Source organism: Rhizobium sp. Root149, assembly GCF_001427345.1.
Taxonomy (GTDB): Bacteria; Pseudomonadota; Alphaproteobacteria; order Rhizobiales; family Rhizobiaceae; genus Neorhizobium; species Neorhizobium rhizoryzae.
The window spans coordinates 532,693-557,963 of record NZ_LMGD01000023.1 but is presented as its reverse complement, the minus strand read 5'-3'; the positions used below and the strand labels follow the sequence as shown (position 1 = coordinate 557,963).

The window sequence follows — 25,271 nt, the reverse complement described above, 5'->3', positions numbered from 1 at the left end:
AACGGCTCAGGATCCATCGAAGCCGTTCCTCATCGATCCCGTTGTCAGATCGCGGGTTCCTTGACTGTGTCCGGCGTATCGAACTTCGTACCGAACCACTTCTCCTGAAGCTTTGCCATGCGACCGTCACCCTTCATCTTGATGAGAGCAGCATCGATGGCGTCCATTAGCGGAGCGTAGTCTGCATCCTTGCGGCCAACATACCCGAAATAGGTCTTCTTTCCGAAAGGTGGCTGCACGACTTCAAACATGCCGGCCCGTTGTTTGGCGACGAATGCGATGTTCGGGAGCGAGTTTGCGACCGCAACGATACGACCAGCCGCCATATCGGCATAGGCATCGTTGAAGGCCGGATATTCGCGGATATCGACCTTGGTCGGCAATGTTGCGGAAAATTCGGTCAATTGAGCCAGCTGCGCCGTCGCCTTGCCGACGCCGACGGCCTTGCCTGCAATATCCTCCGGCTTGCTGATGGGCGCGCCGGCCTTTTTGAGAATTGCCACAGTCGCCTCGGCGATCGGCGATGTGAAGCGATAACGCTCCATGCGTGCCTTGGTGATCGTAGCTGGTCCCGCAACAACGTCGAACTTCCCAGCTTCAAGGCCGGGCAACACGCCTTCCCATGGCAGCGTTACCCATTCGATCTTCACGCCAAGCTCTTTGCCGATTTCGGCGAACAGATCGACATTGAGGCCCGAATGCGTACCGGCATCAATGAAATCGAATGGCGCGAAAGCCGTCTCGGTACCGACCTTGAGGGTCCCGGCTGCTTTTGCCTTTGCAAGGATATCTTCGGCGTGGGCACTCAGTGATGCGCCCAGGAAGAATGCGGCGCAGGCGGCCGCCTTGAGGAAATGTCTTTTCAGCATGATGGTTGCTCCCGTTTTCGAGCTTGGTTGCCCGCAGCGCTGTTCCCCTCGGACCGATGTTTCCGGTCTCTTTTGACTATACAAATAGAACGCTGGATTCGGTTCGTGTCAATGCTTTGTTTATAATATTTGCAGGACTAAATTTTGTGCAAATTCGGGATCTTCAAAGACGGGGTGAACCCTGCCTCCGTCTCATGCAGCGAAACGGACACACCCGACCAAACTTTCGGCATGATGGCCTCGTAGGGGCATTTCAATCCGATTGGCTGCACGCACAAGACTTTGTATAGGTCCATTCTTTGAACCGTCTCGTGCTTCGGCCGTAAATCGGTTTGTGATGAGATCGATGAAACGCCGCCCATGGAACGCAACCTACTACGCTATATCTGGAAGCATACCCGGCGGCAGCAGGTGTTCATCCTGGCCATCGTGCTGCTTTCGATGGTGCCTTATTTCGCCGCGTTCGATTTGCCGAAGCAGATCATCAACGGCCCCATTCAGGGAAGCGGTTTCGAAACGGCGGACTCCACGGCGCTGTTCATGGAGTTCACCCTCGCGGTGCCCTTCACCGATCTGAGCTGGAGTTTCGAGGGCTTCGAGCTGGATCGTATGTCCATGCTCATGGCCTTGAGCGGCGTCTTTCTGTTTCTTGTCATCGTCAACGGCCTCTTCAAATTCTACATCAACACCTACAAGGGTCGGCTGGGTGAAAGGCTGCTGAGACGAATCCGGTTCGAACTGGTGGATCGGGTTCTACGCTTTCCGCCCAGTGCCTTGAAACAGGCCCATGGGGCTGAAGTCTCGACGATGGTCAAAGACGAGGTGGAGCCATTTGGTGGCTTTACCGGAGATGCTTTCGTCCAACCGGTCATGCTTGGCGGGCAGGCTGCTGCGGCGCTCTTCTTTATTTTTCTCCAGAATCTCGCGCTCGGGATGATTGCCTTCGTCATGGTTGCCATTCAGGTGGGCATCATTCCGAAAATGCGGCGTCGGTTGATTGATCTTGGACGTCAGCGGCAGATCACGGCGCGTCATCTTGCCGGCAAGGTTGGAGAAATCGTCGACGGCATCGATACGATCCACACATATGACACGAGCAATTACGAGCGCGCGGATATCGCGCATCGGCTCGGCCATATCTACAAGATCCGGTATGAACTCTATCAGTGGAAGTTTCTCGTCAAATTCGTCAATAACTTCCTCTCCCAGCTGACCCCCTTCCTTTTCTATTCCATCGGCGGTTATTTCGCCCTCAAGGGATCGCTCGATGTTGGCCAGCTGGTTGCTGTCATCAACGCCTACAAAGATCTGCCAGGCCCTCTGAAGGAACTGATCGATTGGGATCAGTCACGCCAGGACGTTCAGGTCAAGTATGAGCAGGTTCTGGAACAATTTGAGCCAGGACAACTCGTCGATCCGTCCCTGCATGAGGTGAAGCCCGTCACGCCTGCCTATGCGGGTACGGTTCTCGCGGCCCACAATCTGACGGTCATTGACGGAAGTGGCGCAAAGACCCTCGACAATGTGACGCTGAAGATCGAGCGTGGCGAAACCGTTGCCATCATCGACAATGCAGGCAACGGGGGCGAAAGCCTGGCGGAATCCTTTGCCCGTATTGTCTGGCCTGCCTCCGGGCGCGTTAGTCTTGGCGATGCCGATTTGCTGGAACTGCCGGAGGCTGTGTCGGGCCGCAAGGTCACCTATGCTTCGGCAGACAGCTATTTCTTTCATGGCAGCCTGAAAGACAATCTGCTTTATGGATTGAAGCACGCGCCAACGACGACCGTGTCCTATAGCGGCGAGGAAGCCACTCATCGCAACTGGGAGATCCGGGAGGCGGAACTGGCCGGGAATTGTGCGTTCGACCTCAATGCAGACTGGATAGATCGCCGCTCGACATCGGTCTTGCGCGGTTTTGACGACGATCTCAAACAGTCACTCATGCGCGCGCTCGATGCTGTTCAACTGACGCCGGATGTCATGGAGCTTGCTCTGCACTCCTATCTGGATCCGGAGGAAAACCCGGCGCTGGCGGGGCGGATCGTCGAGATGCGTCATTCCTTGAGAGAAACGCTTCAGGCTGAAGGGCTCTCGAACATTGTCGCCCATTTTGACCCGGCGGCCTATAACGCCGAAGCGACTGTTGCGGAAAACCTTCTGTTTGCTGCGACGCGCATTTCGTCCAGCGCCGACGGCGATGTGACGGAAAGCGAGTATCTGTTCGAGGTGCTCGAAGTCAGCGGTCTTTATGACATGCTCTATGAGATGGGTCTGAAGATCGCAGACGATCTGGTCGAAATCTTCGCAGATCTGCCGCCGGAACATCCGTTCTTCCAGCAACTCGACCGCGTCAGCGCCGAGGACATCGCCAAGTATCAGCAGCTGTTGCAGCGCCTGCAATCCCGCACCGGAGCAGGCATAACGGAAGAGGAGGCACGTTCCATCGTCCGCCTCAGTCTGCACTATGTCGAGCCGCGCTATCGCTTCGGTGTGTTGACGCAGGATATCATGGATGCGGTGGTGGCAGCGCGCGACAAATTCTACGCCAATCTGCCCGCGAACCTGCGGGACCGGATCGAGAGATATGATCCACACCGCTACATGGCCGCGGCGACACTTCGAGAGAATGTGCTTTTCGGAAAGTTGTCTCATCGTGTTGCAGATGCTCCGGCGAAGATCAGGAAAATCGCTGGCGAAATCATGCGCGAGAAGGGACTGTTCGAGAGCTTCATCGCTCTTGGGTTGAACTTCGAGGTTGGAACGGGAGGGCGCCGATTGACCCTTACGCAGCGCCACAAGCTGAGCCTGGCCCGCGCGTTGGTGAGACGTTCCGATTTCTACATCTTCAACCGCGCTCTGCCGGGGTTGGACAGGCGCGTTCAGGAGGAAATCGTTAAGGCTGTTATTGATTTCCTGAAGGAACAGGACAATGATCCGACAGTCATTTGGGTTCTTTCTAACACTTCCCTGTCACGATTGTTTCATCGAGTGATTGTATTCGACCGCGGCACGGTCGCTGAGGACGGGACGTTCGAGGCGCTGGATCGAGACAGTGGAATATTCAGATCGTTGGTTGCCTGAGGTGGAGGCATCCGACGCGTGAAGGGGGCATGCGGCGCTATGTTGCTGAGGGAAGAAGTCGAGCTACTGCGGAACATTCCGTACTTCAACCGGGTGGATCCATGTAAGCTGAAACTGTTGGCATTCGCCTCTCATCGCATATCCTATGAGCCTGGCGATATGATCTTTGCGCAAGGCGATGTTCCGGAAGCAACCTTCGTGCTCCTGAGCGGCAATGTCAGGTTGACCGCTTCCAGTCCATGCGGACGGTGTGAAACGACGCAGGCGGAGCCAAACTCCATGCTGGGCGAGATGTGCCTTCTCTCCGATCAGCCAAGAGCCATGACCGCAACTGCCTTGACGAATGTCGAAGCGCTCAAGATCGGCCGGGACTGCCTGCTGCGGCTCGTTTCCGACAATCCGAGAATGAGTTTCGAAATTAGTCGCGTTCTCGCTGAAACTCTTCGCGATCGGATTGGCGGCTTGGGAAAGAGATTTTCCCAAGAGGCAATTCTTTAACGCCGCCTGTAATGGAAATAGCGACCTTCCGCGATGCTGGGAAGGCGAGGAAGCAGTTCCAGGTCTGGATGATCGAGGGGCAGGCCGCTGACCGCCACTCCGCCATTTGCAAGCATGCCGGACACCATTTGCGGAAGCCATGTCAGGGTGATCGCATCCTTGTCATCATAGCCCGTGCCGATATCGGCATGCACCAGCGCAGCCTGTCGGCCAAGATAAGCCTGTCCCGTTTCCCGGATTTCGCCCTCCACAAAATCGTTCGCTGCGGGTGTCGCAGAGGCATGTGAAGCGAGCTTCCGGTCAAAGGCGATGACACGCCGCCCGGGAAAATTCTCCCGCAAATGGCTGTAGGTTCTGCCATTGCCGAGGCCGATTTCGAAGACCTCGCCGGCTTCCGGCAAGGCAAGGTTATCACGCACATGGTTCAACAGGTCCCGTTGGGCGCTCATGCGGTTGATGAAACTATCGAGTCTGCTCAAAATTTTCTCCAGTCGATCAGGCCTTGATGACCTTGTCCGAGGAAATTCCTCGCCGCGCGTAGACGTTGCGAGTATCGATGATAAGCGGCGCCCATTGTTCAAGGCTCGCATAGTCGACGGAATCATGGTCGGTCGCGATCACAACCGCATCGAAAGCATCAACCGTCGTGTGATCGAGGTTCGCGGATTTACGGCCTTTCAGGTGCCCGTATTCGCGTGTTCTGGGAATCTCTTCGAGGTACGGATCGTGATATTCCACCTGCGCACCGCGCTCGAGGATCAACTCCATAAGGCGAAGGGAAGGGCTCTCGCGAATGTCCGGCACGTTCTTTTTGTAGGCCAATCCCATGATCAAAACGCGAGAGCGGCTGAGCGCCTTGCCAAGGCGACGGTCCAGCCCTTCGGCAAGCTTCTCCACCACGTAGCGTGGCATGGAGGTGTTGATCTCACCCGCAAGTTCAATAAAGCGGGTCGGTTGTTCGAACTCGCGTGATTTCCATGTGAGGTAGAACGGATCGATCGGAATGCAGTGACCGCCAAGACCCGGACCCGGATAGAAAGGCATATAGCCGAACGGTTTGGTTTTGGCGGCCTCGATTACATCCCAGACATCGATACCCATTGCGTCGTAGACGAGCTTCAACTCGTTGACGAGGGCGATGTTGACGGCGCGGAAAATGTTTTCCGTCAACTTCACCGCCTCGGCTGTTCGCACGGAAGAAACGGGCACGATCGTATCGACCACGGCGCCGTAGAAGGCTTTCATCATCTCACTGGCAAGCTCGCCATCGCCTGCAACGACCTTGGGTATGTTGGAGGTATTGAAGTCGCGATTGCCCGGGTCTTCCCGTTCAGGCGAATAGCCGAGAAAGAAATCTTCACCCGCCTTCAAGCCGGAGGCCTCCAGAATGGGACGCATGATCTCGTCGGTCGTTCCTGGATAGGTCGTTGACTCCAGAGCGATCAACTGGCCGGGGCGCAGCACGTTCGCGATCTGCCGACAGGTGTTTTCGACGAAACTCAAGTCTGGATCACGATAACGCGTCAAGGGTGTCGGGACGCAGATCGCAATCACGTCGCATTCGGCAAGACGCCCGAAATCATCTGTCGCGGAAAAGCGGCCCGCGGTTCGCTCGGCAGCAAGAACGTCGCTCGGCACCGCCTCGATGTAGCTGTTGCCCGCGTCGATCCGTACCATTTTTTCGGCATCGATATCGAAACCAAGCGTCTGGAAGCCGGCGCGTGAAATGCTCATGGCGAGTGGCAGGCCGACATAGCCCAGACCGATCACGCCGGCCTTGATCGTCTTGGAGCGGATCGCGGTGACAAGAGGATGGTTCGCGATCTCTGCCTGACTCAAGGGGTTTTCTCCGTGATGCTGCGATGTGGCGTGCGATGGTGCACGAAGCGCTTTTCCGTCGCGCTCAGTTGAGGTTCCATACCACCTGTGTCAAGGGTGCGGTAAAGGTTAGATAGGCAAGCACGGGCAGAAGCGCATCAATTAATTCTGATCGGCAGACTTGCAAAGAGTGGCATCCTCGTTCCTATCTCAGCACTATGAAAATCGCTTTCTATGCTCCACTGAAATCGCCATACCATCCTGTTCCTTCGGGGGACCGCCTGATGGCGCGGCAGTTGATAAGGGCCTTGACCATAGCCGGTCATGAGGTGGACGTCGTTTCAGAACTGCGCAGTTATTCAGCGACGCCGGATACTGCGGAACAGTTCGCCATGGATGCGGGTAGCGAAATCGAGCGCATAGATACCCTATGGGCAGATCAGGGGAAGCCAGACCTCTGGTTTTGCTATCATCCGTACTACAAGTCACCCGATCTCCTCGGACTGGAGCTATGCCGCGCCCACACTATCCCTTACGTGACTGCAGAATCATCCTACTCGCGGCGGCGCAATATCGGAAATTGGGCGCTTTCGCAGCAGCGGGTTCTTGAAGGATTGAAGTTCGCAGCCGTCAACATCTGCCTGACCGAACGAGACCGACGGGGCATTCTGGATGCCGCTCCCAAGGCACGATGCGAACGGCTGGCGCCGTTCATCGATGTGACGCCATTCCGCGACCTGACCCCTCAACCCGAACAGAGGCAACTGATTACAGTCGCAATGATGCGCGAGGGCGACAAGCTCGGCAGCTACCGGGCGCTCGCTGCGGCGCTGCTGCTCCTAAAGGACGAAGACTGGCGGCTGTCGATCATTGGTGACGGACCAGCAAGAGCGGAGGTTGAAGGCTGCTTTTCAGATTTTCCGTCAGCCCGTATCTCGTTTCTCGGTCAATTGCAGCCGCAGCAGATTGCGGATCACCTGGCGCACGCGTCTATCTACGCCTGGCCGGGGCATGGAGAGGCTTACGGCTTAGCCTATCTCGAGGCGCAGGCTGCGGGTGTGCCAGTCATCGCAGAAGAAACCGCTGGCGTGCCTGAAGTCGTATCTCACGGAGAGACCGGGCTGTTGACCAAATCTTCGGATCCTGAAGATTATGCAAATACCATTCGACTGCTCTTGAGGGATGACGATCTGCGTTCGAAACTGGCCGGAAACGCGCGGCACCGCGCCGAGCGTGTCCATTCCCTTGAGGCGGCTGCGGGCCGACTGGCTTCCATCCTTCGTTCCAATTTGAGGTAAGCATGTTCGATACTTTATGGCGCGATCGCCTGGATCAACTGGCTGCCGAAGGTCGCACGCTGACGCTGTGGCTGCGTGATGACGATGCGGTGGATGTTACGCCTGCTCTCGACCGGCTGCTGACGTTATGTGAACGCCATTCTGTTCCGCCAACGCTGGCGGTGATACCGGAAAAGACCGGGTTTCCGCTAGTCGAGTATCTGGCGCGCTTCCCGGAGGTTGAAGTTGCTGTGCATGGCTGGTCTCACCAGAGCTACTCAAAGCCGCCCGCAAAGAAGCAGGAACTCGGCAATGATCGCCCGCTTCCGGTGATCTTGATCGAAATTCAGGCAGGCCTTGGCAAACTGCAGGCTCTGCATGGCCAACGGTTCATTCCCATGATGGTGCCGCCGTGGAACCGGATTTCCTCCGAGATCGCCGAGCAATTGCCAAAGCTCGGCTACAGGTCTCTGTCTGTTTTTGGGCGTGAAAGGCCTTCAAACCCTCCGCTCCTCAATACGCATGTAGACATCATGAACTGGCGTGGCGTACGGGGCGGGAAAGATGCCGAGACCTTGTACGAGGAGTTGTTGGGTTACGTCGATCAACCCGTTCCTGCCTTGGGCCTGCTTACTCATCATCTCGTTCATGACGAGGCCGCGTGGAACTTTCTGGAGAATTTCCTGCGCATGACCGCTCAGCACAAGGCGTGCCAATGGCGCCGTGCGTCTGAACTCATGGCCAGTTGATCTACCAGGATTTCCAACCAATCAGTAGACCATTTCCCGAGGCCTGCGCTTCTGACTGCGCTGCTTCAACCTCCTCAATCGGTGCTCGGCGCTGAAGATTGGCAGCAACGAAAGCGGCATCGGGAACGGTGAATGTCGTTCGCCGAAACAGGAGCGTCATGATCAGCGGTCCGGTGGACCACCAGGCCGGACCATCCGGCAACCTGCGTGTAGCTTCCGGAATGATGTCGAGAAGGCGTGCAAAAACCGGGTGACGCGCAGGTGTTGCGATGAAGGAATTCGTCAGCAAGGCGCCTCCCAGTCCCGTGTCACGCGGCGTATCCTCCAACAGAGCTGACAATCCGATGAGGGGCAGGACATCCGAAAAGGTCAGGTCATCGCGTGCCGGATACCAGTCGCAATCCAGGTAAATCCCACCCTGCGCATGCAAGATGAAATAGCGCGCGACATCCACCGCACCCGGCAGGTCACCCGCCTCCATCATTTCGACGAAGGCAGGATGCCGAGGAACATTCAAGGCTTCCAGGTCCGCCTCTCGCCACAGCCGGTAGCGAAAGCCGTTCTGCTCAGCATGGCGTTTCCACTTCGCCGCCGAGGGCGGAACAGGCAATTGCCCAAGCCAGATCTGATGCAGCATACGCGGGACAGGCTGGCGGTTGAGTTCGTTCATGTCTCGACGCTCCTCCAGGCTGAAGTCCGTGAGCGGCAAGAGAAGCGATGGTGGAGGGACGAGCAGATACTGGAGGCCAGCTTTGGCAACGCTGTCCGAACGGAGTTTAGCGATTTTCAGAAGCGCGGACTGGACCTTGCGCGGCATGCCAAGGACGGTTTCGCTTCCCAGCCGCAAGGCGGGATCCGCCATCGAAGGAGCTGCAATCGAGGCAAGGATTGTTTCCGCAGCCTTCCACTCCCCGGCCGAAATGAGCTTTCGCGCCTCTTCCAGCCTTTCGCGCGCTTCCTTCTTCTGCAGTTCAGGCTTGGTCATGGTGACATTTGATCCATCGCAAAGGCGGCTGACGTTACGGGTGGCAAAATCGCAAGGCTCGCCAAACAATCTGAGGTCGCCGTCATCCTGCCGAAATCTTTCCGGTGCAAATGGCGCTTCAGGTCCGCGTTGTTGTAGGCTTGGAACATAGACATAGGCAATATGCTGCGATACGGTCCTAAAAAACAAAGGGAACCCGCCCTGATCGATAGACCGCACAGGGCTGCCGGGAAATACGTGAATGAATGAGCAGACCGACTTGCTCCGCATCGAAGGACTATCGGTGTCCTTCCCGCTATGGGGCGGCAGCATCCATGCGGTCAAAAATATCAGCATGCGTATCCGGCCCGGCAAGGTAACGGCGCTGGTTGGTGAGTCCGGCTCTGGAAAATCCGTGCTTGGTCGTGCCGTGATGGGCATCGAGACCCCCGCGGCGCAAACGAGCGGTCATATCTTTTTCAACGATCCTGATACTAAAGAGCGCATCGACCTGCTGGCACTGCCCAATGAGGGCCGCAAGATGCGGAGTATCCGGGGCAATCGCATCGGAATGATCTTTCAGGAACCGATGACCTCGTTCTCGCCGATGCATACGGTCGGCAATCAGATCGAAGAGGTCCTGAAGATTCATACAGTGCTGTCGCCGAAGGAGCGACAGGAACGGTGCGAAGAAATGCTGTCGCTGGTCGGATTTTCCAACCCTGCCCGCGCCTTCAACATGTATCCGTTCGAGCTTTCCGGCGGCATGCGCCAGCGTGCCATGATTGCCATGGCGCTTGTATGCGGACCTTCCCTGTTGATTGCCGACGAACCGACCACCGCTCTGGACGTGACGATCCAGGCGCAGATCCTCAAACTGCTGCGTGATCTTCAGTCGCGCCTCGGCATGGCCATGCTGCTGATCACGCATGATCTGGGTGTTGTGGCAAGCATGGCCGACGAAGTGGTTGTCGTCTATCGGGGCGAGGTCATGGAGGCGGGCCCCGTCGACGCAATCTTCCGCAATGCGCGCCATCCCTACACGAAAGGCTTGATGGCCGCGGTGCCAGACTTCGAAATGCCGCGAAGCGCGAGACTGAAGCCCTTGCGCGAAATCGAGGTCGATGCGGTGGGTCTCGTGGACCGGAAAAAGCATGCCGAGGCCCATAGCGACGTGGTCTTGAGTGTTCGGAACGTCTCCAAATCATTTGTCACAAAACGCGGCGGCGGCTTCGGTCTGGGCGCTTCGCCCTCGACGCTCGCTGTCAATGACGTAAGTTTCGATATCCGGCGCGGTGAAACGCTAGGCCTTGTAGGCGAGAGCGGTTGCGGCAAGACGACGCTCAGCAAGATCCTGATGCGAGGCGTCACAGCTGATGCAGGCGAAGTGCTGTTTCAAAGCGAGCGCGGCCCCATCGACGTTCTGAACGCACGTGGCGAAGATCTCAACCTGTTGCGCCAGCGAATTCAGATGGTCTTTCAGGATCCGATCTCTTCGCTTTCCCCGCGTATGACGGTCCGCAATATCGTCAGCGAGCCACTGGAAATCCATCAACGTGGTGATGCCAAGGCGCGTCTCGACGCCGTGAAGCGTCTGATCAGAGCGATTGGTCTGCCGGAAAACGCCATGGGTCGCTACCCGCACAGCTTCTCCGGTGGACAGCGCCAGAGAATTGGTATCGCGCGCGCTCTGGCGCTTGGGCCGGACCTGCTGATCTGTGACGAGCCAGTTTCTGCGCTCGACGTTTCCATTCAGGCCCAGATCCTCAACCTGATGAAGGATTTGAAGAAGGATCTCGGGCTGACCTACCTGTTCATCTCGCATAACCTTGCCGTGGTGAACTACATGGCAGACAGGGTCGCTGTCATGTATGCCGGACGCATCGTGGAAATTGCGCCTTGTGACGTAATCATGCGCAATCCCGTTCATCCCTATACCAAGAAGCTTCTCGCTGCAGTTCCGACGCCGAATCTGGACAGGCCTCTCGACTTTGCTGCAATCGGTCAACCAAGCGCCGAGGCCAGGAAGCAATGGGCACGCCAGTTTCAGGAAGATGCGCCGGGCGATCTCGCGCATGCTGATCTCGGTGAAGGGCATCTGGTGCTCGCGCGCCGCAATGTTGATGTGCGGGAGTTGCGCCCATGATCAGCCGTCGGCATACACTTGCTCTTCTTGCATCAACACTTGTCCCAAGTCGTGTCTTTGCAGCCTTCCAGGATTCTGAGTTCCTGAGATCTGGCGCAAACGGCACATCCTTGCCGCCGGTGGCGGAACGCTTGCCCAAAACTCCGCGCGTCGTGAAGCTTGCGGAAACCGGCAAACTGCCCGGGCGGCATGGCGGCACCGTTCGCATGATGATCGGCAGCCAGCGCGACATTCGCTATGCGCCGATTTTTTCCTATTCGCGGCTTGCAGGCTATGACGAGCATCTCGAACTGAAGCCGGACATCCTTGAAAGCTTCGAGATCAAGGAAGACCGGATTTTCACCTTCCGCCTGCGCGAGGGGCACAAGTGGTCGGATGGTAGTGACTTTACGTCCGACGATTTCCGCTACGTGTGGGACGACATGTTCCACAACAAGAAGCTCTACAAGGGCGGCGTACCCGCCAGCCTCAAGATCGGTGGCAAGCCGCCCAAGTTCGAGGCGCTGGACAGATTGACTGTCCGCTACAGCTGGGATGAGGCGAATCCGGACTTTATGGCGGATATCGCCTCGCCATCGCCGCTTCGCTTGATGCATCCAGCCAACTACCTCAAGCAGTTCCATGTGAGCTATCAGACAAAGGAAAAGCTCGAGGAACTGATCAAGCAGCAGGGTGTCGAGGACTGGGTAGCCTTGCACCAGAAAATGTCGCGCACCGTGCGGCCCGAAAATCCTGATCTGCCGACCCTTGATGCATGGCGACCGCGAACGGCGCCGCCAGCGGGGCGCTTTGTGTTTGAGCGAAATCCCTATTATCACCGCGTCGACGAGAACGGGCTTCAGCTCCCTTATATCGACCGGATATTCATGGATGTGAGCGCAGGCGACCTCGTCGCTGCCAAGACCGGAACCGGCGAAAGTGATCTGCAGGTCACAAACCTGGACTTCGCCGATTACACCTTCCTGAAGAATGCAGAGGAGCGCTATCCTCTGAACGTCGACCTTTGGAAGCGGATTCAAGGGTCGCGCGTAGTTTTCTTCCCAAACCTCAATTGCAAGGATGAAGTCTGGCGGAACCTGTGGCGGGATGTGCGTGTGCGACGCGCTCTTTCCCTGGCAATCAACCGGCGTGAGATCAACAAGGCTGCGTTCTTCGGCCTCGCGCGCGAGAGTTCCAATACGATCCTTCCCGAAAGTCCGCTATTCAAGCCGGAATATCGCGAAGCCTGGTCGGCATTCGATCCCTCGCTTGCCAATAAACTGCTCGACGACGCGGGTCTTAACAGGCGTGGCGATGAGGGTGAGCGGTTATTGCCGGACGGTCGCTCAGCCCGGATCATCATTGAAACAGCGGGCGAGAACACGGTTGAAGGTGATGTCCTGGAACTCGTTCGCGACCACTGGTCGGAGATCGGGATCAAGATCTTCGTTCGTGTCTCGCAGCGCGAACTGCTGCGACGTCGCGTCAAGGGTGGCGACACGATCATGACGGTCGCTCAAGGGCTCGACAACGGGGTCCCGACGGCGGACATGTCGCCGAAGGAATTGGCGCCAACGACCGACGACCAGATGCACTGGCCGCTTTGGGGCCTCTATCATCTCTCTGGCGGCAGCGATGGCAAACCTTCCGATCTGCCAGAGGCGATCGCCTTGTCGAAGCTCTTTGCCGCCTGGCGCAGTGCGTCAAGCCACGAGGAGCGTGAGCATATCTGGCACGAAATGCTGAGCATCTATACGGATCAAGTTTTCACCATCGGAACCGTCAATGCAACGCTTCAGCCTGTCGTTCATTCCAGCCGCATGAGAAACGTTCCCAAGGATGGACTCTACGGATTCGATCCCATGTCCTATCTGGGCGTCTACATGCCTGACACTTTCTGGTACGACCATGCGTGAGATGATCCGATACATCGCCTGGCGCTTCATGGTGATGATACCCACCCTTTTGCTTATCTCGATGCTGATCTTCACGATCATTGAGCTGCCTCCGGGTGACTTTTTCGAAAGCTATGTGGAAGAGTTGAAGGCGATCGGCGAGAAGGCCGATATGCAGGAAATCGAGGATCTGAAGGCGCGCTATGGCTTCGATCAACCAATGCCGATCCGCTATCTGAACTGGGTCGGCGGCATGCTTCATGGCGATTTCGGCTACTCCTTCGAGTACCGAATGCCGGTGTCGGATGTGGTGGGCGACCGCTTGTGGCTGACGATCCTCGTGTCCACCGTCACCATCATCCTCACCTGGCTGCTGGCCTTTCCCATCGGCATCTATTCGGCCACGCACCAGTACAGCTGGGGCGATTACGGACTGACCCTCTTCGGGCTGATCGGTCTCGCTGTTCCGAATTTCGTGCTCGCGCTCATTCTGATGTATCTGGCCAATATCTGGTTCGGCACGTCCATCGGTCACTTGATGGATCAGAAATATCTCTCCCAGCCCATGAGTTGGGAGAAGTTCAAATCCATCCTCGAGCATATCTGGATCCCGGTGATCATCATCGGAACGGCTGGAACGGCGGGCATGGTTCGCCGGGTACGCGCCAATCTTCTGGATGAGCTTCACAAGCAGTATGTGATGACGGCGCGCGCCAAAGGGCTTCATCCCTTCAAGGTGCTGATGAAGTACCCCTTCCGCATGTCGCTCAATTTCTTCATTTCCGACATCGGGTCGATCCTGCCTGCCGTCATTTCCGGCGCTGAAATAACGGCGGTGGTTCTTTCTCTGGAAACAACGGGACCGATGCTCATCCGGGCACTTCAGGCACAGGATATGTATCTCGCCGGTTCGTTCCTGATGTTCCTGGCCTTCTTGACAGTCGTTGGCGTGCTGGTTTCGGATATCGCACTGGCCATCCTTGATCCGCGTATCCGCCTGCGGGGAGGGAGCACGAAGTGACGACGAAGCCTGGCACAGACGGGGACGTTCTGCCGCATTACGTGCGCGAAGCACCTTTCGATCCTTACGCGGATGATGCCGCATCGGGCAGTTCTACGCTGGATGAAGCGTCTCAGCTGAAACTGATGTGGTGGCGCTTTCGGCGTCACAAGCTCGCATTGTTTTCAGGCATCGCTCTGCTGATCATGTATTTCATGATCGTGATCGTGGAATTCCTCGCGCCCTACAAGGTGCATACTCGAAATATGGATCATATCTTTGCACCGCCCCAGGGCGTGCACTTGTTCCATGATGGCAAGTTTGTCGGCCCCTTCGTCTACGGGCAGAAGATGACGCTCGACATGACGACCCTCCGGCGGGTCTATTCCGACGATACGGGCGACGTGCAGAAGCTGCGCTTCTTCTGCCGTGGCGAGCCTTATCGTTTCTGGGGGCTGGTCGATGCGAACCTGCATCTGGTCTGCCCGGCCGAAAACGGACACTTCTTCCTGCTCGGGACGGACAGGCTGGGCCGGGATATCTTTTCGCGTATTCTCTACGGCGCGCGCATCTCGTTGACCATTGGTCTTCTGGGGGTTGCCACGAGCTTCGTTCTCGGCATTGTGATCGGCGGACTGGCTGGTTATTGGGGCGGCTGGTTTGATCTCGTGGTCCAGCGCATCATCGAGATGCTGCAATCGATCCCGACCATTCCGCTATGGCTCGCGCTGGCTGCAATCATGCCTGTGGATTGGAGTCCGCTTCTCGTCTATCTCGGAATTACCTTTATTCTCGGGCTGTTAGACTGGACCGGTCTTGCCCGTGCCGTACGTTCCAAGCTGCTTGCGCTTCGGGAAGAGGACTATGTTCTTGCCGCTCAGCTCATGGGAGCAAAAAGCCCGCGTATCATCGGGCGGCATCTTGTGCCCGGTTTCATGTCCCACCTCATCGCCAGTGCCACGCTCACAATTCCGAGCATGATCCTTGGCGAAACCACCCTCAGCTTCCTAGGTCTTGGGCTTCGGCCTCCGATCACCAGCTGGGGCGTGCTTCTGACCGAAGCCCGCTCCGTGAGTGTTCTTGCGCTTTACCCATGGCTCTTGTTACCAGTCATTCCGGTAATATTTGTCATCCTCGCCTTCAATTTCCTGGGCGACGGTCTTAGAGATGCAGCCGACCCGTATAAATGAGTTTGACCGGATTGCGCGGGTCGCGTTTTCCAGCCAATCGAATGTTCTAGGAGAAGACCAAGATCCATGTCGAAACGTCTTGGAAACGCTCGCATCCTTATGTACAGCCACGATACCTTCGGGCTTGGACACCTGCGGCGCTGTCGCACAATCGCTCACTCGCTGGTCGAGGATTATCGTGGGCTGAACGTGCTCATTATTTCTGGTGCGACAATCGCGGGCGCGTTCGACTACCGCGCACGCGTTGATTTCGTGAAGATTCCGAGCGTCATCAAACTGCGCAACGGCGAATATACGTCCATGGACCAGCATATCGATCTTCATGAGACCATGAAGATGCGGCAATCCATCATCCGGCACACAGCCGAAACATTCGAGCCCGACATTTTCATCATCGACAAGGAGCCTCTTGGTCTGCGCAGCGAGGTGGAGGATACGCTGGTCTACCTCAAGACCAAGGGCACGACGCTTATTCTCGGACTTCGGGACGTGATGGACGCGCCGCACCTGCTGGAGGCAGAGTGGAAGCGAAACGATGTTCTGCGCAAGATCGGTGCTCTCTACGACGATGTCTGGATTTACGGGCCACCGGATTTCTATGATCCGCTGACCGGTATCGATGTGCCGCAGAGTGTGCGGTCCAAGATGAATTTCGTAGGTTTTCTGCAGCGTAACGCTTCCAAGGATGCAGCCCTGCCCAATCCGGAAAAAGGCGATTACCTGCTGGTGACGACAGGTGGCGGCGGTGACGGGGCGGATCTTGTTCGCGATGTGATCGCTGCCTATGAGGCCGATCCGACACTGACGCACAAGGCAGTCATAGTGCTGGGTCCCTACATGTCGGCAGACCTGCGAAGCAGGTTCAAGGAGGCGTGCGACGCGCATCCGCTTCTCGAGATCATCGAGTTCGACAACCGGATGGAAGACCGTATTGCCGGTGCAAAGGCCGTTCTCGCCATGGGCGGGTACAATACCTATTGCGAGATCTTGTCCTTTGATAAGCCCGCCCTGATCGTGCCAAGGACGCAGCCGCGTGAAGAGCAGCTGATACGTGCGACGCGTGCTTCCGAGCTCGGACTGGTCAGCATGCTTTCCGCTGACGAGTCGGCCGATAGCTTGAAATTCGCCTCTGCCATCAAGGAGCTTTTAAAGCGCGATCCGCCATCCGTCAGCGCCCCAGGCATGCAACTTGAAGGCTTGCCCAATATTTCGCGCATTGTTGCGGAGTGGTTCAAGCGCAAGGACGAAAACCACCTGCAGATCGTTCAGGGTTGAAAGCCGTGACCGAAAAGAAGAAGATTGTCGTGCTGCTGAAGGGTTATCCGCGTCTTTCGGAAACCTTTATCGCGCAGGAACTGCTCGGTCTGGAGCGTGCGGGCTATCCGCTGGAACTGGTGGCCATGCGCAGGCCGACCGACAAGAAGCGCCATCCGGTTCACGACGAGATCAAGGCCAAGGTCTGGTATCTCCCGGAATATCTGCACGAAGAACCGCTTCGTGTTCTGAAGGCGCTGGTGCGGGTTTGCCGCGCCAGGGGCTTTGCCAGCGCGCTGAAAGCCTTTTGGGCGGATGTGAAGCGGGATTTTTCGCGCAACCGTTTCCGGCGTTTCGGTCAAGCTGCGGTGCTTGTGGCAGAATGGCCGCGCGATGCGGCGTGGCTCCACGTGCATTTCATTCACACACCAGCCTCGGTCGCGCGCTATGCCAGCATGATCAGCGGTACGCCGTGGACAGTGTCGGCCCATGCCAAGGACATCTGGACATCGCAAGATTGGGAGCTTCAGGAAAAACTGGCGCATGCCGACTGGGCGGTAACGTGCACGAAGGTTGGTTTCGAACAGCTGACCCTGCTTTCGAGGGGCCGTAACAATGTCCATCTGAGCTATCATGGGCTGGATCTTGATCGATTCCCGCATTTTCTGGGGTCAAGGCCTTCACGAACCGGTGCGGATGCGTTCGATCCTGTGCAGATCCTCAGCGTCGGGCGTGCTGTCAAGAAAAAGGGTTATGACGTTCTGCTGAAGGCGCTTGCCAAATTGCCGCCTGATCTGCACTGGCATTTCACCCATATCGGCGGTGGTGACGAGCTTTCGAAATTGAAAGCGCTTGCGGATGAACTGGATCTCCAGAAGCGGTTGACGTGGAAAGGTGCGCTGGATCAACGGGATGTGCTGGAGCATTACCGGACCAGTGATCTATTTGCGCTTGCCTGCCGTGTCACGTCGGATGGTGACCGTGACGGCCTGCCGAACGTAATGGTTGAGGCAGCCAGCCAGGGTCTGCCCGTAGTATCCACAACAGTGTCGGGCATCGTCGAGTTGTTCGAGAACGAGACGAACAGTCTTCTCGTGGAATCCGAAGATATAGACCAACTGGCTGGCGCACTGGATCGGATGATTCGCGATCCGGCGCTCAGAGACCGGCTGTCGACGACTGCCGAAGCCAAAGTACGAAGCGAATTCGATTATCACAACAGCATTCGCGATCTCGATAGACTGTTCACGACAAGCTGGTCCAAGATCCCATGACATCCGCTGTGCAAGCCTCCGATAGCCGAAAGCGCGTTTTCTTTTATGTGCAGCATCTTCTGGGCATCGGGCACCTTGTGCGTGCAAGCCGTATTGCGAAGGCGATGGCGCAGGCGGGCCTGGATGTCACCGTCGTCACTGGCGGCAGTATCATAGAGGGGTTTCCGGGGGAGGGCGTCCGTCACGTTCAGTTGCCGGTCATCCTGTCGTCGAACAGCAGCTTTTCGGGTCTGTCTGACGCGAGTGGCAATCCGGTGGATGAGCCGTTTATGCGCTTGCGCGTTGAGATGCTTCTCGCTGCCTTTCGCCAAGCAGATCCTGACGCCGTCATCATCGAGGCATTTCCATTCGGGCGTCGCCAGATGCGTTTCGAACTTCTGCCGCTGCTGGAGGCCATTCGCTCGCATCCGCGCAAGCCGCTGCTATTTAGCTCGGTGCGGGATATCCTGCAGGAAAATCGAAAGCCCGGCCGCGATGAAGAAACCGCGACCCTGATTGAAGAGCATTTCGACGGGGTCCTGGTCCATGGCGACGAGAATTTTGTTCGTCTGGAAGACACATTTCCCCTCGCAAGGCGCGTGGCAGACAAGGTGTTCTATACGGGGCTGGTCGCGCCGGAACCGCCGCAGCCCAGCGAAGATCGTTTTGATGTCGTCGTCTCGGCGGGTGGCGGCGCGGTCGGTGCGCAATTGATCGAAGCCGCGATTGCAGCTCGCGTCGAGCTCTCCGACACACGTCGGTGGTGCATCATAACGGGCCCGAATATGCCGCAGGCGGATTTCGAACGGATTGAGCGCGAGACGCCTGCAAGCGTCAGCCTGTTTCGCTTCCGCAAGGATTTTCCGAACCTGCTGATGAATGCTCAGTTGTCCATTTCGCAAGCAGGGTACAATACCGTTTGTGACCTGTTGCGGGCGAGCTGCAATAACGTGCTGATCCCCTTTGCGTCAGGTGGAGAGACGGAACAAAGCGTTCGGGCCGAGAAGCTGGAAGCGCTCGGTTTTGCGACTGTCGTGTCAGAGGTAAGGTTGAATGGCGCGACCCTCGCGGCGGCTATCTCAGCCGCAGATTGCTCGCCGCAGCGAATGAAGCCCGCACTATCACTGGATGGTGCAGCGAACACGGCATCCAGAATTATGGAAAAATTGAAAATCTGAGCTGCCGTTCGTCGCAGCCTTAAGACAACACAGGATCATAAATTTGTCCTGATGCCTTGCTTCTTGATGGCTAAACATCAGACTGGAGACGCGGTCTACCGAATCGAAATCTGCCGCTGTCGTTTTGAAAGCTTTCTCCCATGACACCGAACGATCAGTCTGATCTTTTCAATCTTGCTCCCATTGCAATGTGGATGGAAGACTTTAGCGACGTACAGCGTCAGTTGCAGGCGTGGAGAGCCGCTGGCATCAACGATATTCGTTCCTACTTGCGGGCTGACCTCTCACGCGTTGCGGCCTGCGCCAGTCTGATCCGGGTCATTGCTGTCAATCGCAAGACGCTCGAGCTCTTCGGCGCGACCGACCAGGCCCATCTGGTTGAGAGTCTTGGGCAGATATTTCGCGGCGAAATGCTGGAGAGCCATATCAATGAGCTCTCAGCCCTGTTCGAGGGGCAAACCGAGTTCGCAGGGTCGGCTGTGAACTATACGATTTCTGGCCATAGGCTCGATATCCAGCTGCGTGGTATCGTGATGCCGGGATATGAGAATACGCTGGAGCGGATCCTGCTGACAACGGAAGATGTGACCGAAAGAGAAACGGCACGCCGCAGGGAGGCAGAAAACCGTCAATATGCGGAAGGTATCTTCCAGCATTCGCCGGTATCGCTCTGGGTGGAAGATTTCAGCCGCATCAAGCACATGCTGGAGGATCTGCGCGATCGCGGCATCAGCGATTTCCGTGTCTTTACGGATGTGCACCCGGAATTCATTCGCCAGTGCATGAGTGAGATCCGTGTCATCGACGTCAATCAGGCGACGCTTGATCTCTTCTGTGCGCCTGACCGCAACACGCTTCTGCACCGTCAGGGTGAAATCTTTCGCGATGAAATGGAGAAGCACTTCAAGGAGCAGTTGATCGAGCTATGGAACGGCAATCTCTTCCATCAGCGCGAGGTGGTCAACTACGCGCTGGATGGGGCTGAAAAGCACGTTCTGCTGCAATTCTCCGTGCTTCCCGGTCACGAGGACGATTGGGCTCAGGTGCAGGTGGCGCTGACCGATATCACGGCGCGCAAAAAGGCCGAAGCCTATCTCGAATATCTCGGCAAGCATGATGTCCTGACCAAGCTTCACAATCGGGCTTTCTACATCGACGAACTGAACAGATTGGAACGCAAGCCGTTGCGCCCGGTCTCTGTGCTCATTCTGGACCTGAATGGCCTCAAGGAAACGAATGACACGATGGGCCACGACGCCGGGGACGCTCTGCTGCGCCGTCTCGGTGAGGTGGTGACAGGCGCCGTCTCCCGCCCCAATCACGCCGCCCGTATCGGTGGGGATGAGTTTGCGATCCTCATGCCCGGTGCAGACAAGGTCGCGGCGGCGGCCATGGCAGACACCGTGAATGAGCTTCTGAAGATCAACAATCAGTTCTATTCGAACACGCCTCTCAGCATATCGATTGGCGTTGCCACGAGTGACGAAGGCGAAAAGATCGAGTCCGTGGTGCGGCGTGCAGATGCCTTGATGTATGAAAACAAGCGCGAGCAGCAAGCATTCCGCCCCATGATCCGCGCCAAACGTTGAATATGCTCTCCGCTCACAGCGGAACTTCGCGCCCAAAAGTTGAAATAGCCGCTTTAAGACCCTGACAGGATTGTTGATTTCCGTGGCTCTCGACGTTTTCAACAAAAATTGCACAGCTTTGCAATCTTTCACTTCTCCTTCTGGCTCTGACATTCTAAAACAGTAATCTTGGAGGCTGGGGAGGTCCGCCACCAACGAATGTGGCCCATCAAGATTTGAATGCCACGCCATGAAAAATGTCAGGGAGGAATGAATGTCCTATCGCACGTTCTATGCAGGCGCCGTCGCAGCAGGTGCAATTTTGGCAGCGACGCAAAGCTTTGCAGCCACCGAATTGCAGTGGTGGCACGCCATGTCGGGCGCCAACAACGAAGTTGTGGAGCAGCTCGCCAAGGAATTCAATGAAAGCCAGACCGAGTACAAGATCGTACCAGTATTCAAGGGCACCTATCCGGAAGCATTGAATGCCGGCATCGCCGCATTCCGCGCCAAGCAGGCTCCCGCAATCCTTCAGGTCTTTGATGCAGGCAGCGGCGTCATGATGGGTGCCGAAGGTGCCGTCATGCCGGTTGCCGATGTCCTCAAGAAGGGCGGCTTCACGTTCGACAAGTCGAAGTACCTTTCTGGTATCGTAGCCTACTATTCGAAGCCGGACGGCACCATGCTGTCCTTCCCCTACAACTCTTCGTCGCCGATCCTTTACTACAACAAGGACACCTTCAAGAAGGCGGGCTTGAACCCGGATGCTGCGCCGAAGACCTGGCCAGAAATTTTTGAAGCCGCCAAGAAGATCAAGTCCAGCGGCGCTAGCCCTTGCGGCATGACATCCACCTGGTTGACCTGGATCCAGACCGAAAACCTGGCGGCCTGGAACAACGTCTCCTACGGAACGAATGAGAACGGCCTCGGTGGCACGGATGTGCAGCTTAAGGTCAACTCCCCGCTTTTCGTGGAGCATTTCGGCAAGCTGGCTGAACTCGCAAAGGACGGCACCTTCCGTTACGGCGGTCGTACATCCGAAGCCAAGCAGCTTTTCACCTCTGGTGAATGCGGCATCATGACCGAGTCTTCCGGCGGTCTGGGCGACATCATCAAGTCCGGCATGAACTACGGCATCGGTCAGTTGCCCTACTATCCGGGCGAAGGCCGTCCGCAGAACACGATCCCAGGCGGCGCCAGCCTCTGGGTCTTCGGCGGCAAGAGCGATGCCGAATACAAGGGCATTGCCCAGTTCTTCAACTTCCTGTCCCAGACCCCGATCCAGTCTCGTCTGCACCAGGTGTCCGGTTATCTGCCGGTAACGATGGCTGCTTATGAGGACACCAAGAAGTCTGGCTTCTACGAGAAGAACCCGGCCCGCGAAACGCCGATCCTTCAGATGATGGGCAAGGCTCCGACGGAAAACTCCAAGGGCGTGCGTCTCGTAAACCTCCCGCAGGTGCGTGACATCATGAACGAAGAATATGAAGCTCTGCTCGCAGGCAAGCAGGACGCGAAGGCAACGATGGACAAGATCGTTGAACGCGGCAACGCTGCCATCAAGCAGGCTCGCCGCTAACTTCTCCAAAAGGCGCCCGCGACATGGATTTGTCGCGGGCTGCCTTTGCCGGGACAGGCGGGCCTCGATATGCCTGTCGTTCCCTGATTTCAAATCGCGTGGATTGACCCGAAGGCACATCTGCTTCCGGGCTCGCGCATTCACAGGACAGCCGCCGTGCAACGCGTCGTTTTTCCCAACAAGGTGCTGCCATATCTGCTGGTCGCACCGCAGATCATATTGACAGTGATCTTCTTTTTCTGGCCTGCCAGTCAGGCGCTTTATCAATCGATGCAAAGGGAAGATCCCTTTGGTCTTGCAAGCGGCTTTGTTGGACTGGACAATTTCCGGTACGTCCTGTCGGATGAGAATTATATTCATTCTCTGCAGGTAACCGTTGTGTTCAGCGCCGCCACGGCAATTCTTGCTATGGTGGTCGCGCTTGCGCTGGCAACAGCAGCCGATCGCGTCACGAAAGGCCAGGGCTTCTATCGCACGCTTCTGATCTGGCCTTATGCCGTAGCGCCCGCCATTGCCGGCATGTTGTGGTTGTTCATGTTCAACCCCGCCATGGGTACATTCGCCTATATCCTGCGCCGTAACGGCATTGCATGGGATCCGCTTTTGAATGGCGATCAGGCAATGGTTCTGGTGGTCGTCGCGGCGGCCTGGAAGCAGATCAGTTACAACTTCCTGTTCTTTGTTGCGGGCCTGCAGGCTATTCCGAAGTCTCTTATCGAGGCTGCAGCCATTGATGGTGCGCGCGGATCGCGGCGCTTCTGGACCATCGTGTTCCCGTTGCTGGCGCCGACGACGTTCTTCCTGCTGGTGGTGAATACCGTTTATGCCTTCTTCGATACGTTCGGCATCATTCATGCTGTCACGCATGGTGGCCCGGCAAAGGCCACGGAGACCCTGGTTTACAAGGTCTATAATGACGGGTTCGTAAACCTCGACCTCGGCTCCTCCGCAGCCCAGTCGGTCATCCTGATGATCATCGTCATTGCCCTGACTGCATTCCAGTTCCGCTTCGTCGAGAAGCGCGTGCATTATTCGTGAGGCCGAGATGATCGAAAGACGACCTATCGCAAACCTCTTCGGCCATCTGATGCTGATCATCGGCATCATTATCGTGGCCTTCCCGATCTATTACACCTTCGTTGCCTCGTCGATGACGTCGGCAGAGATCCTCAGGCCGCCGATTTCGCTTCTGCCCGGCGACCACCTTGTGGAAAATTACACCAGCGCCATGACAGGCGGTGTTGAGCGTGTTGCTGGCGTCAGCCTCGAGCGCATGCTGTTCAACACGCTTGTGGTGGCTCTCGCCATTGCCATCGGCAAGATCATCATCTCGTTCATTTCGGCCTATGCGATCGTGTTCTTCAAGTTCCCGTTCCGCATGGTCTTCTTCTGGATGATCTTCGTGACGCTGATGCTGCCCGTCGAGGTTCGCATCCTGCCGACCTACAAGGTCATTGTCGATCTGGGGCTGATCGATACTTACATGGGGCTGACGCTTCCCTTGATGGCATCGGCCACCGCCACTTTCCTGTTCCGCCAGTTCTTCCTGACGATTCCTGGCGAACTGGTCGAAGCCGCTCGTATCGACAATGCAGGCCCCTTCCGCTTCATGAAGGATATCCTGCTGCCCCTGTCGCGTACCAACATCGCGGCGCTCTTCGTTATCCTCTTCATCTACGGCTGGACACAATATCTGTGGCCGCTTCTCGTAACCAATGATGCACGCATGTCGACCATCGTCATTGGTCTGCGCAAGATGGTGGATTTCGCAGACGCAGCAACCCCGTGGAACTATGTCATGGTCACGGCGATCCTTGCTATCATCCCGCCCATTCTGGTGGTGGTTCTGATGCAGCGCTGGTTCGTCAAGGGCCTTGTGGAGACTGAAAAGTAATGGCCAAGATTACCCTGAATAACGTACGCAAGACCTATGCGGGCGCGGTAGAAACCATCAAGGGCGTGTCGCTCGACATTGCAGATGGCGAATTGCTCGTGCTGGTCGGCCCCTCCGGCTGCGGCAAGTCCACGCTTCTGCGCATGATTGCCGGTCTGGAAGGTATCTCGTCGGGCGAGATCTCCATCGGGAACCGCGTGGTCAACGACCTGGAGCCGTCGGAGCGCGATATCGCCATGGTTTTCCAGAACTATGCGCTCTATCCGCACATGACGGTGCGCCAGAATCTGGCCTACGGCCTGAAGAACCGCAACACTCCAGCAGATGTCATCGATCAGCGGATCAAGAAGGCTGCTGCGACGCTGGAAATCGAGCAGTATCTGGAGCGCAAGCCACGCCAGCTCTCCGGTGGTCAGCGTCAGCGTGTCGCCATGGGTCGCGCGATCGTTCGCGAACCATCAGCGTTTCTGTTCGATGAGCCGTTGTCGAACCTCGATGCCAAACTGCGCGTTCAGATGCGTGTCGAGATCAAGCGTCTTCAGCGCGCACTGGGAACGACGAGCGTCTATGTCACGCACGACCAGATGGAGGCCATGACCCTGGCCGACCGGCTGGTTGTTCTTAACGGTGGCAAGATCGAGCAGGTCGGAACCCCGATCGAACTCTATGAGCGACCAGCTACCACCTTTGTGGCAACCTTCATCGGCTCTCCTTCCATGAACCTCATTGATGTTGCTCGCGGCGGTTTTGCGCTGGGCCAAATCAGTGCCGGGAAGGCCGCGACGATTGGCGTTCGTCCCGAGGATCTGAAACTGCAGGATGGCTCTGTTGCCAATGCCGCCTTCAGCGCCGATGTGACCGTCGGTGCAGTGGAGCTGGTTGGAGCAGAAAGCTATGTCTACGGCACCCTGCCGTCCGGTGCGGATATCACATTCCGTGTTTCTGGCCGTTCGCGGATCGAAACGGGTGATAAGCTGTCGGTCGCAGCGTCTGCGGCAGATCTCCACTACTTCGACGCAAATGGTGTTCGCATAGACTGAAATGTACCAGCCGTCGCTCGCGTGGTCTCCTGAGGTCGC

General features: G+C 56.9%; 20 protein-coding genes. 16 read left to right on the top strand and 4 right to left on the bottom strand.

The window, feature by feature from the left end; translation table 11 throughout:
* Window positions 1-44 precede the first annotated feature (44 nt).
* Entirely contained in the window at window positions 45-869 is an 825-nt protein-coding gene (locus ASD54_RS22375; protein WP_062556764.1) for a transporter substrate-binding domain-containing protein, read from the bottom strand.
* 360 nt (window positions 870-1,229) lie between these two features.
* Between ASD54_RS22375 and ASD54_RS22370 the strand changes: the two genes are divergently transcribed.
* Window positions 1,230-3,950, top strand: a complete 2,721-nt coding sequence (locus ASD54_RS22370) for an ABC transporter transmembrane domain-containing protein (RefSeq protein WP_062556763.1) — start codon at window positions 1,230-1,232, stop codon at window positions 3,948-3,950.
* Window positions 3,951-3,989: 39 nt separating this feature from the next.
* Window positions 3,990-4,448, top strand: a complete 459-nt coding sequence (locus tag ASD54_RS22365; protein ID WP_062556762.1) for a Crp/Fnr family transcriptional regulator — start codon at window positions 3,990-3,992, stop codon at window positions 4,446-4,448.
* Here the strand turns inward: ASD54_RS22365 and ASD54_RS22360 are convergent.
* The gene (locus ASD54_RS22360; RefSeq protein ID WP_062556761.1) at window positions 4,445-4,927 is read right to left on the bottom strand and encodes a class I SAM-dependent methyltransferase; all 483 of its coding nucleotides are present in this window, start codon (window positions 4,925-4,927) and stop codon (window positions 4,445-4,447) included. The genes ASD54_RS22365 and ASD54_RS22360 overlap by 4 nt on opposite strands.
* A 16-nt stretch (window positions 4,928-4,943) precedes the next feature.
* Window positions 4,944-6,287, bottom strand: a complete 1,344-nt coding sequence (locus tag ASD54_RS22355) for a nucleotide sugar dehydrogenase (RefSeq protein WP_062556760.1) — start codon at window positions 6,285-6,287, stop codon at window positions 4,944-4,946.
* A gap of 263 nt (window positions 6,288-6,550) precedes the next feature.
* Here ASD54_RS22355 and ASD54_RS22350 point away from each other — a divergent pair, with 263 nt between their 5' ends.
* The gene (locus ASD54_RS22350) at window positions 6,551-7,564 is read left to right on the top strand and encodes a glycosyltransferase family 4 protein (RefSeq protein WP_244484821.1); all 1,014 of its coding nucleotides are present in this window, start codon (window positions 6,551-6,553) and stop codon (window positions 7,562-7,564) included.
* Between the two features lie 2 nt (window positions 7,565-7,566).
* Entirely contained in the window at window positions 7,567-8,292 is a 726-nt protein-coding gene (locus ASD54_RS22345) for a polysaccharide deacetylase family protein (protein ID WP_062556758.1), read from the top strand.
* A 1-nt stretch (window position 8,293) separates the two neighbouring features.
* Here ASD54_RS22345 and ASD54_RS22340 read toward each other — a convergent pair whose 3' ends face one another.
* On the bottom strand, window positions 8,294-9,277 hold the full coding sequence (locus tag ASD54_RS22340) for a glycosyltransferase (RefSeq protein ID WP_062556757.1): 984 nt from the start codon (window positions 9,275-9,277) through the stop codon (window positions 8,294-8,296).
* 241 nt (window positions 9,278-9,518) lie between these two features.
* Here ASD54_RS22340 and ASD54_RS22335 point away from each other — a divergent pair, with 241 nt between their 5' ends.
* The 12 genes from ASD54_RS22335 to ASD54_RS22280 all read left to right on the top strand — a co-directional run bounded on the left by ASD54_RS22335 (window position 9,519) and on the right by ASD54_RS22280 (window position 25,232).
* Entirely contained in the window at window positions 9,519-11,402 is a 1,884-nt protein-coding gene (locus ASD54_RS22335) for an ABC transporter ATP-binding protein (protein ID WP_062556756.1), read from the top strand.
* Window positions 11,399-13,297, top strand: coding sequence for an ABC transporter substrate-binding protein (locus ASD54_RS22330; RefSeq protein ID WP_062556755.1), 1,899 nt, complete (start codon window positions 11,399-11,401; stop codon window positions 13,295-13,297). Before ASD54_RS22335 ends, ASD54_RS22330 begins: the two co-directional genes overlap by 4 nt.
* Before the next feature lies 1 nt (window position 13,298).
* Window positions 13,299-14,297 carry an ABC transporter permease gene (locus ASD54_RS22325; protein WP_062556754.1) on the top strand — a complete coding sequence of 333 codons (999 nt, stop codon included), beginning with the start codon at window positions 13,299-13,301 and terminating at the stop codon, window positions 14,295-14,297.
* Window positions 14,294-15,466 carry an ABC transporter permease gene (locus ASD54_RS22320; RefSeq protein WP_062556753.1) on the top strand — a complete coding sequence of 391 codons (1,173 nt, stop codon included), beginning with the start codon at window positions 14,294-14,296 and terminating at the stop codon, window positions 15,464-15,466. Before ASD54_RS22325 ends, ASD54_RS22320 begins: the two co-directional genes overlap by 4 nt.
* Window positions 15,467-15,532: 66 nt before the next feature.
* Window positions 15,533-16,741 carry a glycosyltransferase family protein gene (locus ASD54_RS22315; RefSeq protein WP_062556752.1) on the top strand — a complete coding sequence of 403 codons (1,209 nt, stop codon included), beginning with the start codon at window positions 15,533-15,535 and terminating at the stop codon, window positions 16,739-16,741.
* A gap of 5 nt (window positions 16,742-16,746) precedes the next feature.
* Window positions 16,747-17,994 (top strand): glycosyltransferase family 4 protein, encoded by a 1,248-nt coding sequence (locus ASD54_RS22310; RefSeq protein ID WP_062556920.1) that lies wholly within the window; start codon window positions 16,747-16,749, stop codon window positions 17,992-17,994.
* Window positions 17,991-19,151 carry a glycosyltransferase gene (locus tag ASD54_RS22305; protein WP_062556751.1) on the top strand — a complete coding sequence of 387 codons (1,161 nt, stop codon included), beginning with the start codon at window positions 17,991-17,993 and terminating at the stop codon, window positions 19,149-19,151. The genes ASD54_RS22310 and ASD54_RS22305 overlap by 4 nt, the downstream gene beginning before the upstream one ends.
* 140 nt (window positions 19,152-19,291) lie before the next feature.
* Entirely contained in the window at window positions 19,292-20,740 is a 1,449-nt protein-coding gene (locus tag ASD54_RS22300; RefSeq protein ID WP_062556750.1) for a sensor domain-containing diguanylate cyclase, read from the top strand.
* Between the two features lie 253 nt (window positions 20,741-20,993).
* Complete coding sequence (gene ugpB, locus ASD54_RS22295; RefSeq protein ID WP_062556749.1) at window positions 20,994-22,298, top strand: sn-glycerol-3-phosphate ABC transporter substrate-binding protein UgpB; 1,305 nt, start codon at window positions 20,994-20,996, stop codon at window positions 22,296-22,298.
* A 156-nt stretch (window positions 22,299-22,454) separates the two neighbouring features.
* Window positions 22,455-23,336 carry a sn-glycerol-3-phosphate ABC transporter permease UgpA gene (gene ugpA, locus ASD54_RS22290; RefSeq protein ID WP_062556748.1) on the top strand — a complete coding sequence of 294 codons (882 nt, stop codon included), beginning with the start codon at window positions 22,455-22,457 and terminating at the stop codon, window positions 23,334-23,336.
* Between the two features lie 7 nt (window positions 23,337-23,343).
* Window positions 23,344-24,192, top strand: coding sequence for a sn-glycerol-3-phosphate ABC transporter permease UgpE (ugpE, locus tag ASD54_RS22285; protein ID WP_062556747.1), 849 nt, complete (start codon window positions 23,344-23,346; stop codon window positions 24,190-24,192).
* Window positions 24,192-25,232 (top strand): sn-glycerol-3-phosphate import ATP-binding protein UgpC, encoded by a 1,041-nt coding sequence (locus ASD54_RS22280; protein ID WP_062556746.1) that lies wholly within the window; start codon window positions 24,192-24,194, stop codon window positions 25,230-25,232. The genes ugpE and ASD54_RS22280 overlap by 1 nt, the downstream gene beginning before the upstream one ends.
* Window positions 25,233-25,271: the final 39 nt, after the last annotated feature.

Coding starts and splice junctions, on each gene's coding strand:
- ASD54_RS22375 (WP_062556764.1), bottom strand. CDS start 869: ATGCTGAAAAGACATTTCCTCAAGGCGGCCGCCTGCGCCGCATTCTTC.
- ASD54_RS22370 (WP_062556763.1), top strand. CDS start 1,230: ATGGAACGCAACCTACTACGCTATATCTGGAAGCATACCCGGCGGCAG.
- ASD54_RS22365 (WP_062556762.1), top strand. CDS start 3,990: ATGTTGCTGAGGGAAGAAGTCGAGCTACTGCGGAACATTCCGTACTTC.
- ASD54_RS22350 (WP_244484821.1), top strand. CDS start 6,551: ATGGCGCGGCAGTTGATAAGGGCCTTGACCATAGCCGGTCATGAGGTG.
- ASD54_RS22345 (WP_062556758.1), top strand. CDS start 7,567: ATGTTCGATACTTTATGGCGCGATCGCCTGGATCAACTGGCTGCCGAA.
- ASD54_RS22340 (WP_062556757.1), bottom strand. CDS start 9,277: ATGACCAAGCCTGAACTGCAGAAGAAGGAAGCGCGCGAAAGGCTGGAA.
- ASD54_RS22335 (WP_062556756.1), top strand. CDS start 9,519: ATGAATGAGCAGACCGACTTGCTCCGCATCGAAGGACTATCGGTGTCC.
- ASD54_RS22330 (WP_062556755.1), top strand. CDS start 11,399: ATGATCAGCCGTCGGCATACACTTGCTCTTCTTGCATCAACACTTGTC.
- ASD54_RS22325 (WP_062556754.1), top strand. CDS start 13,299: ATGATCCGATACATCGCCTGGCGCTTCATGGTGATGATACCCACCCTT.
- ASD54_RS22315 (WP_062556752.1), top strand. CDS start 15,533: ATGTCGAAACGTCTTGGAAACGCTCGCATCCTTATGTACAGCCACGAT.
- ASD54_RS22305 (WP_062556751.1), top strand. CDS start 17,991: ATGACATCCGCTGTGCAAGCCTCCGATAGCCGAAAGCGCGTTTTCTTT.
- ASD54_RS22300 (WP_062556750.1), top strand. CDS start 19,292: ATGACACCGAACGATCAGTCTGATCTTTTCAATCTTGCTCCCATTGCA.
- ugpB (WP_062556749.1), top strand. CDS start 20,994: ATGTCCTATCGCACGTTCTATGCAGGCGCCGTCGCAGCAGGTGCAATT.
- ugpE (WP_062556747.1), top strand. CDS start 23,344: ATGATCGAAAGACGACCTATCGCAAACCTCTTCGGCCATCTGATGCTG.
- ASD54_RS22280 (WP_062556746.1), top strand. CDS start 24,192: ATGGCCAAGATTACCCTGAATAACGTACGCAAGACCTATGCGGGCGCG.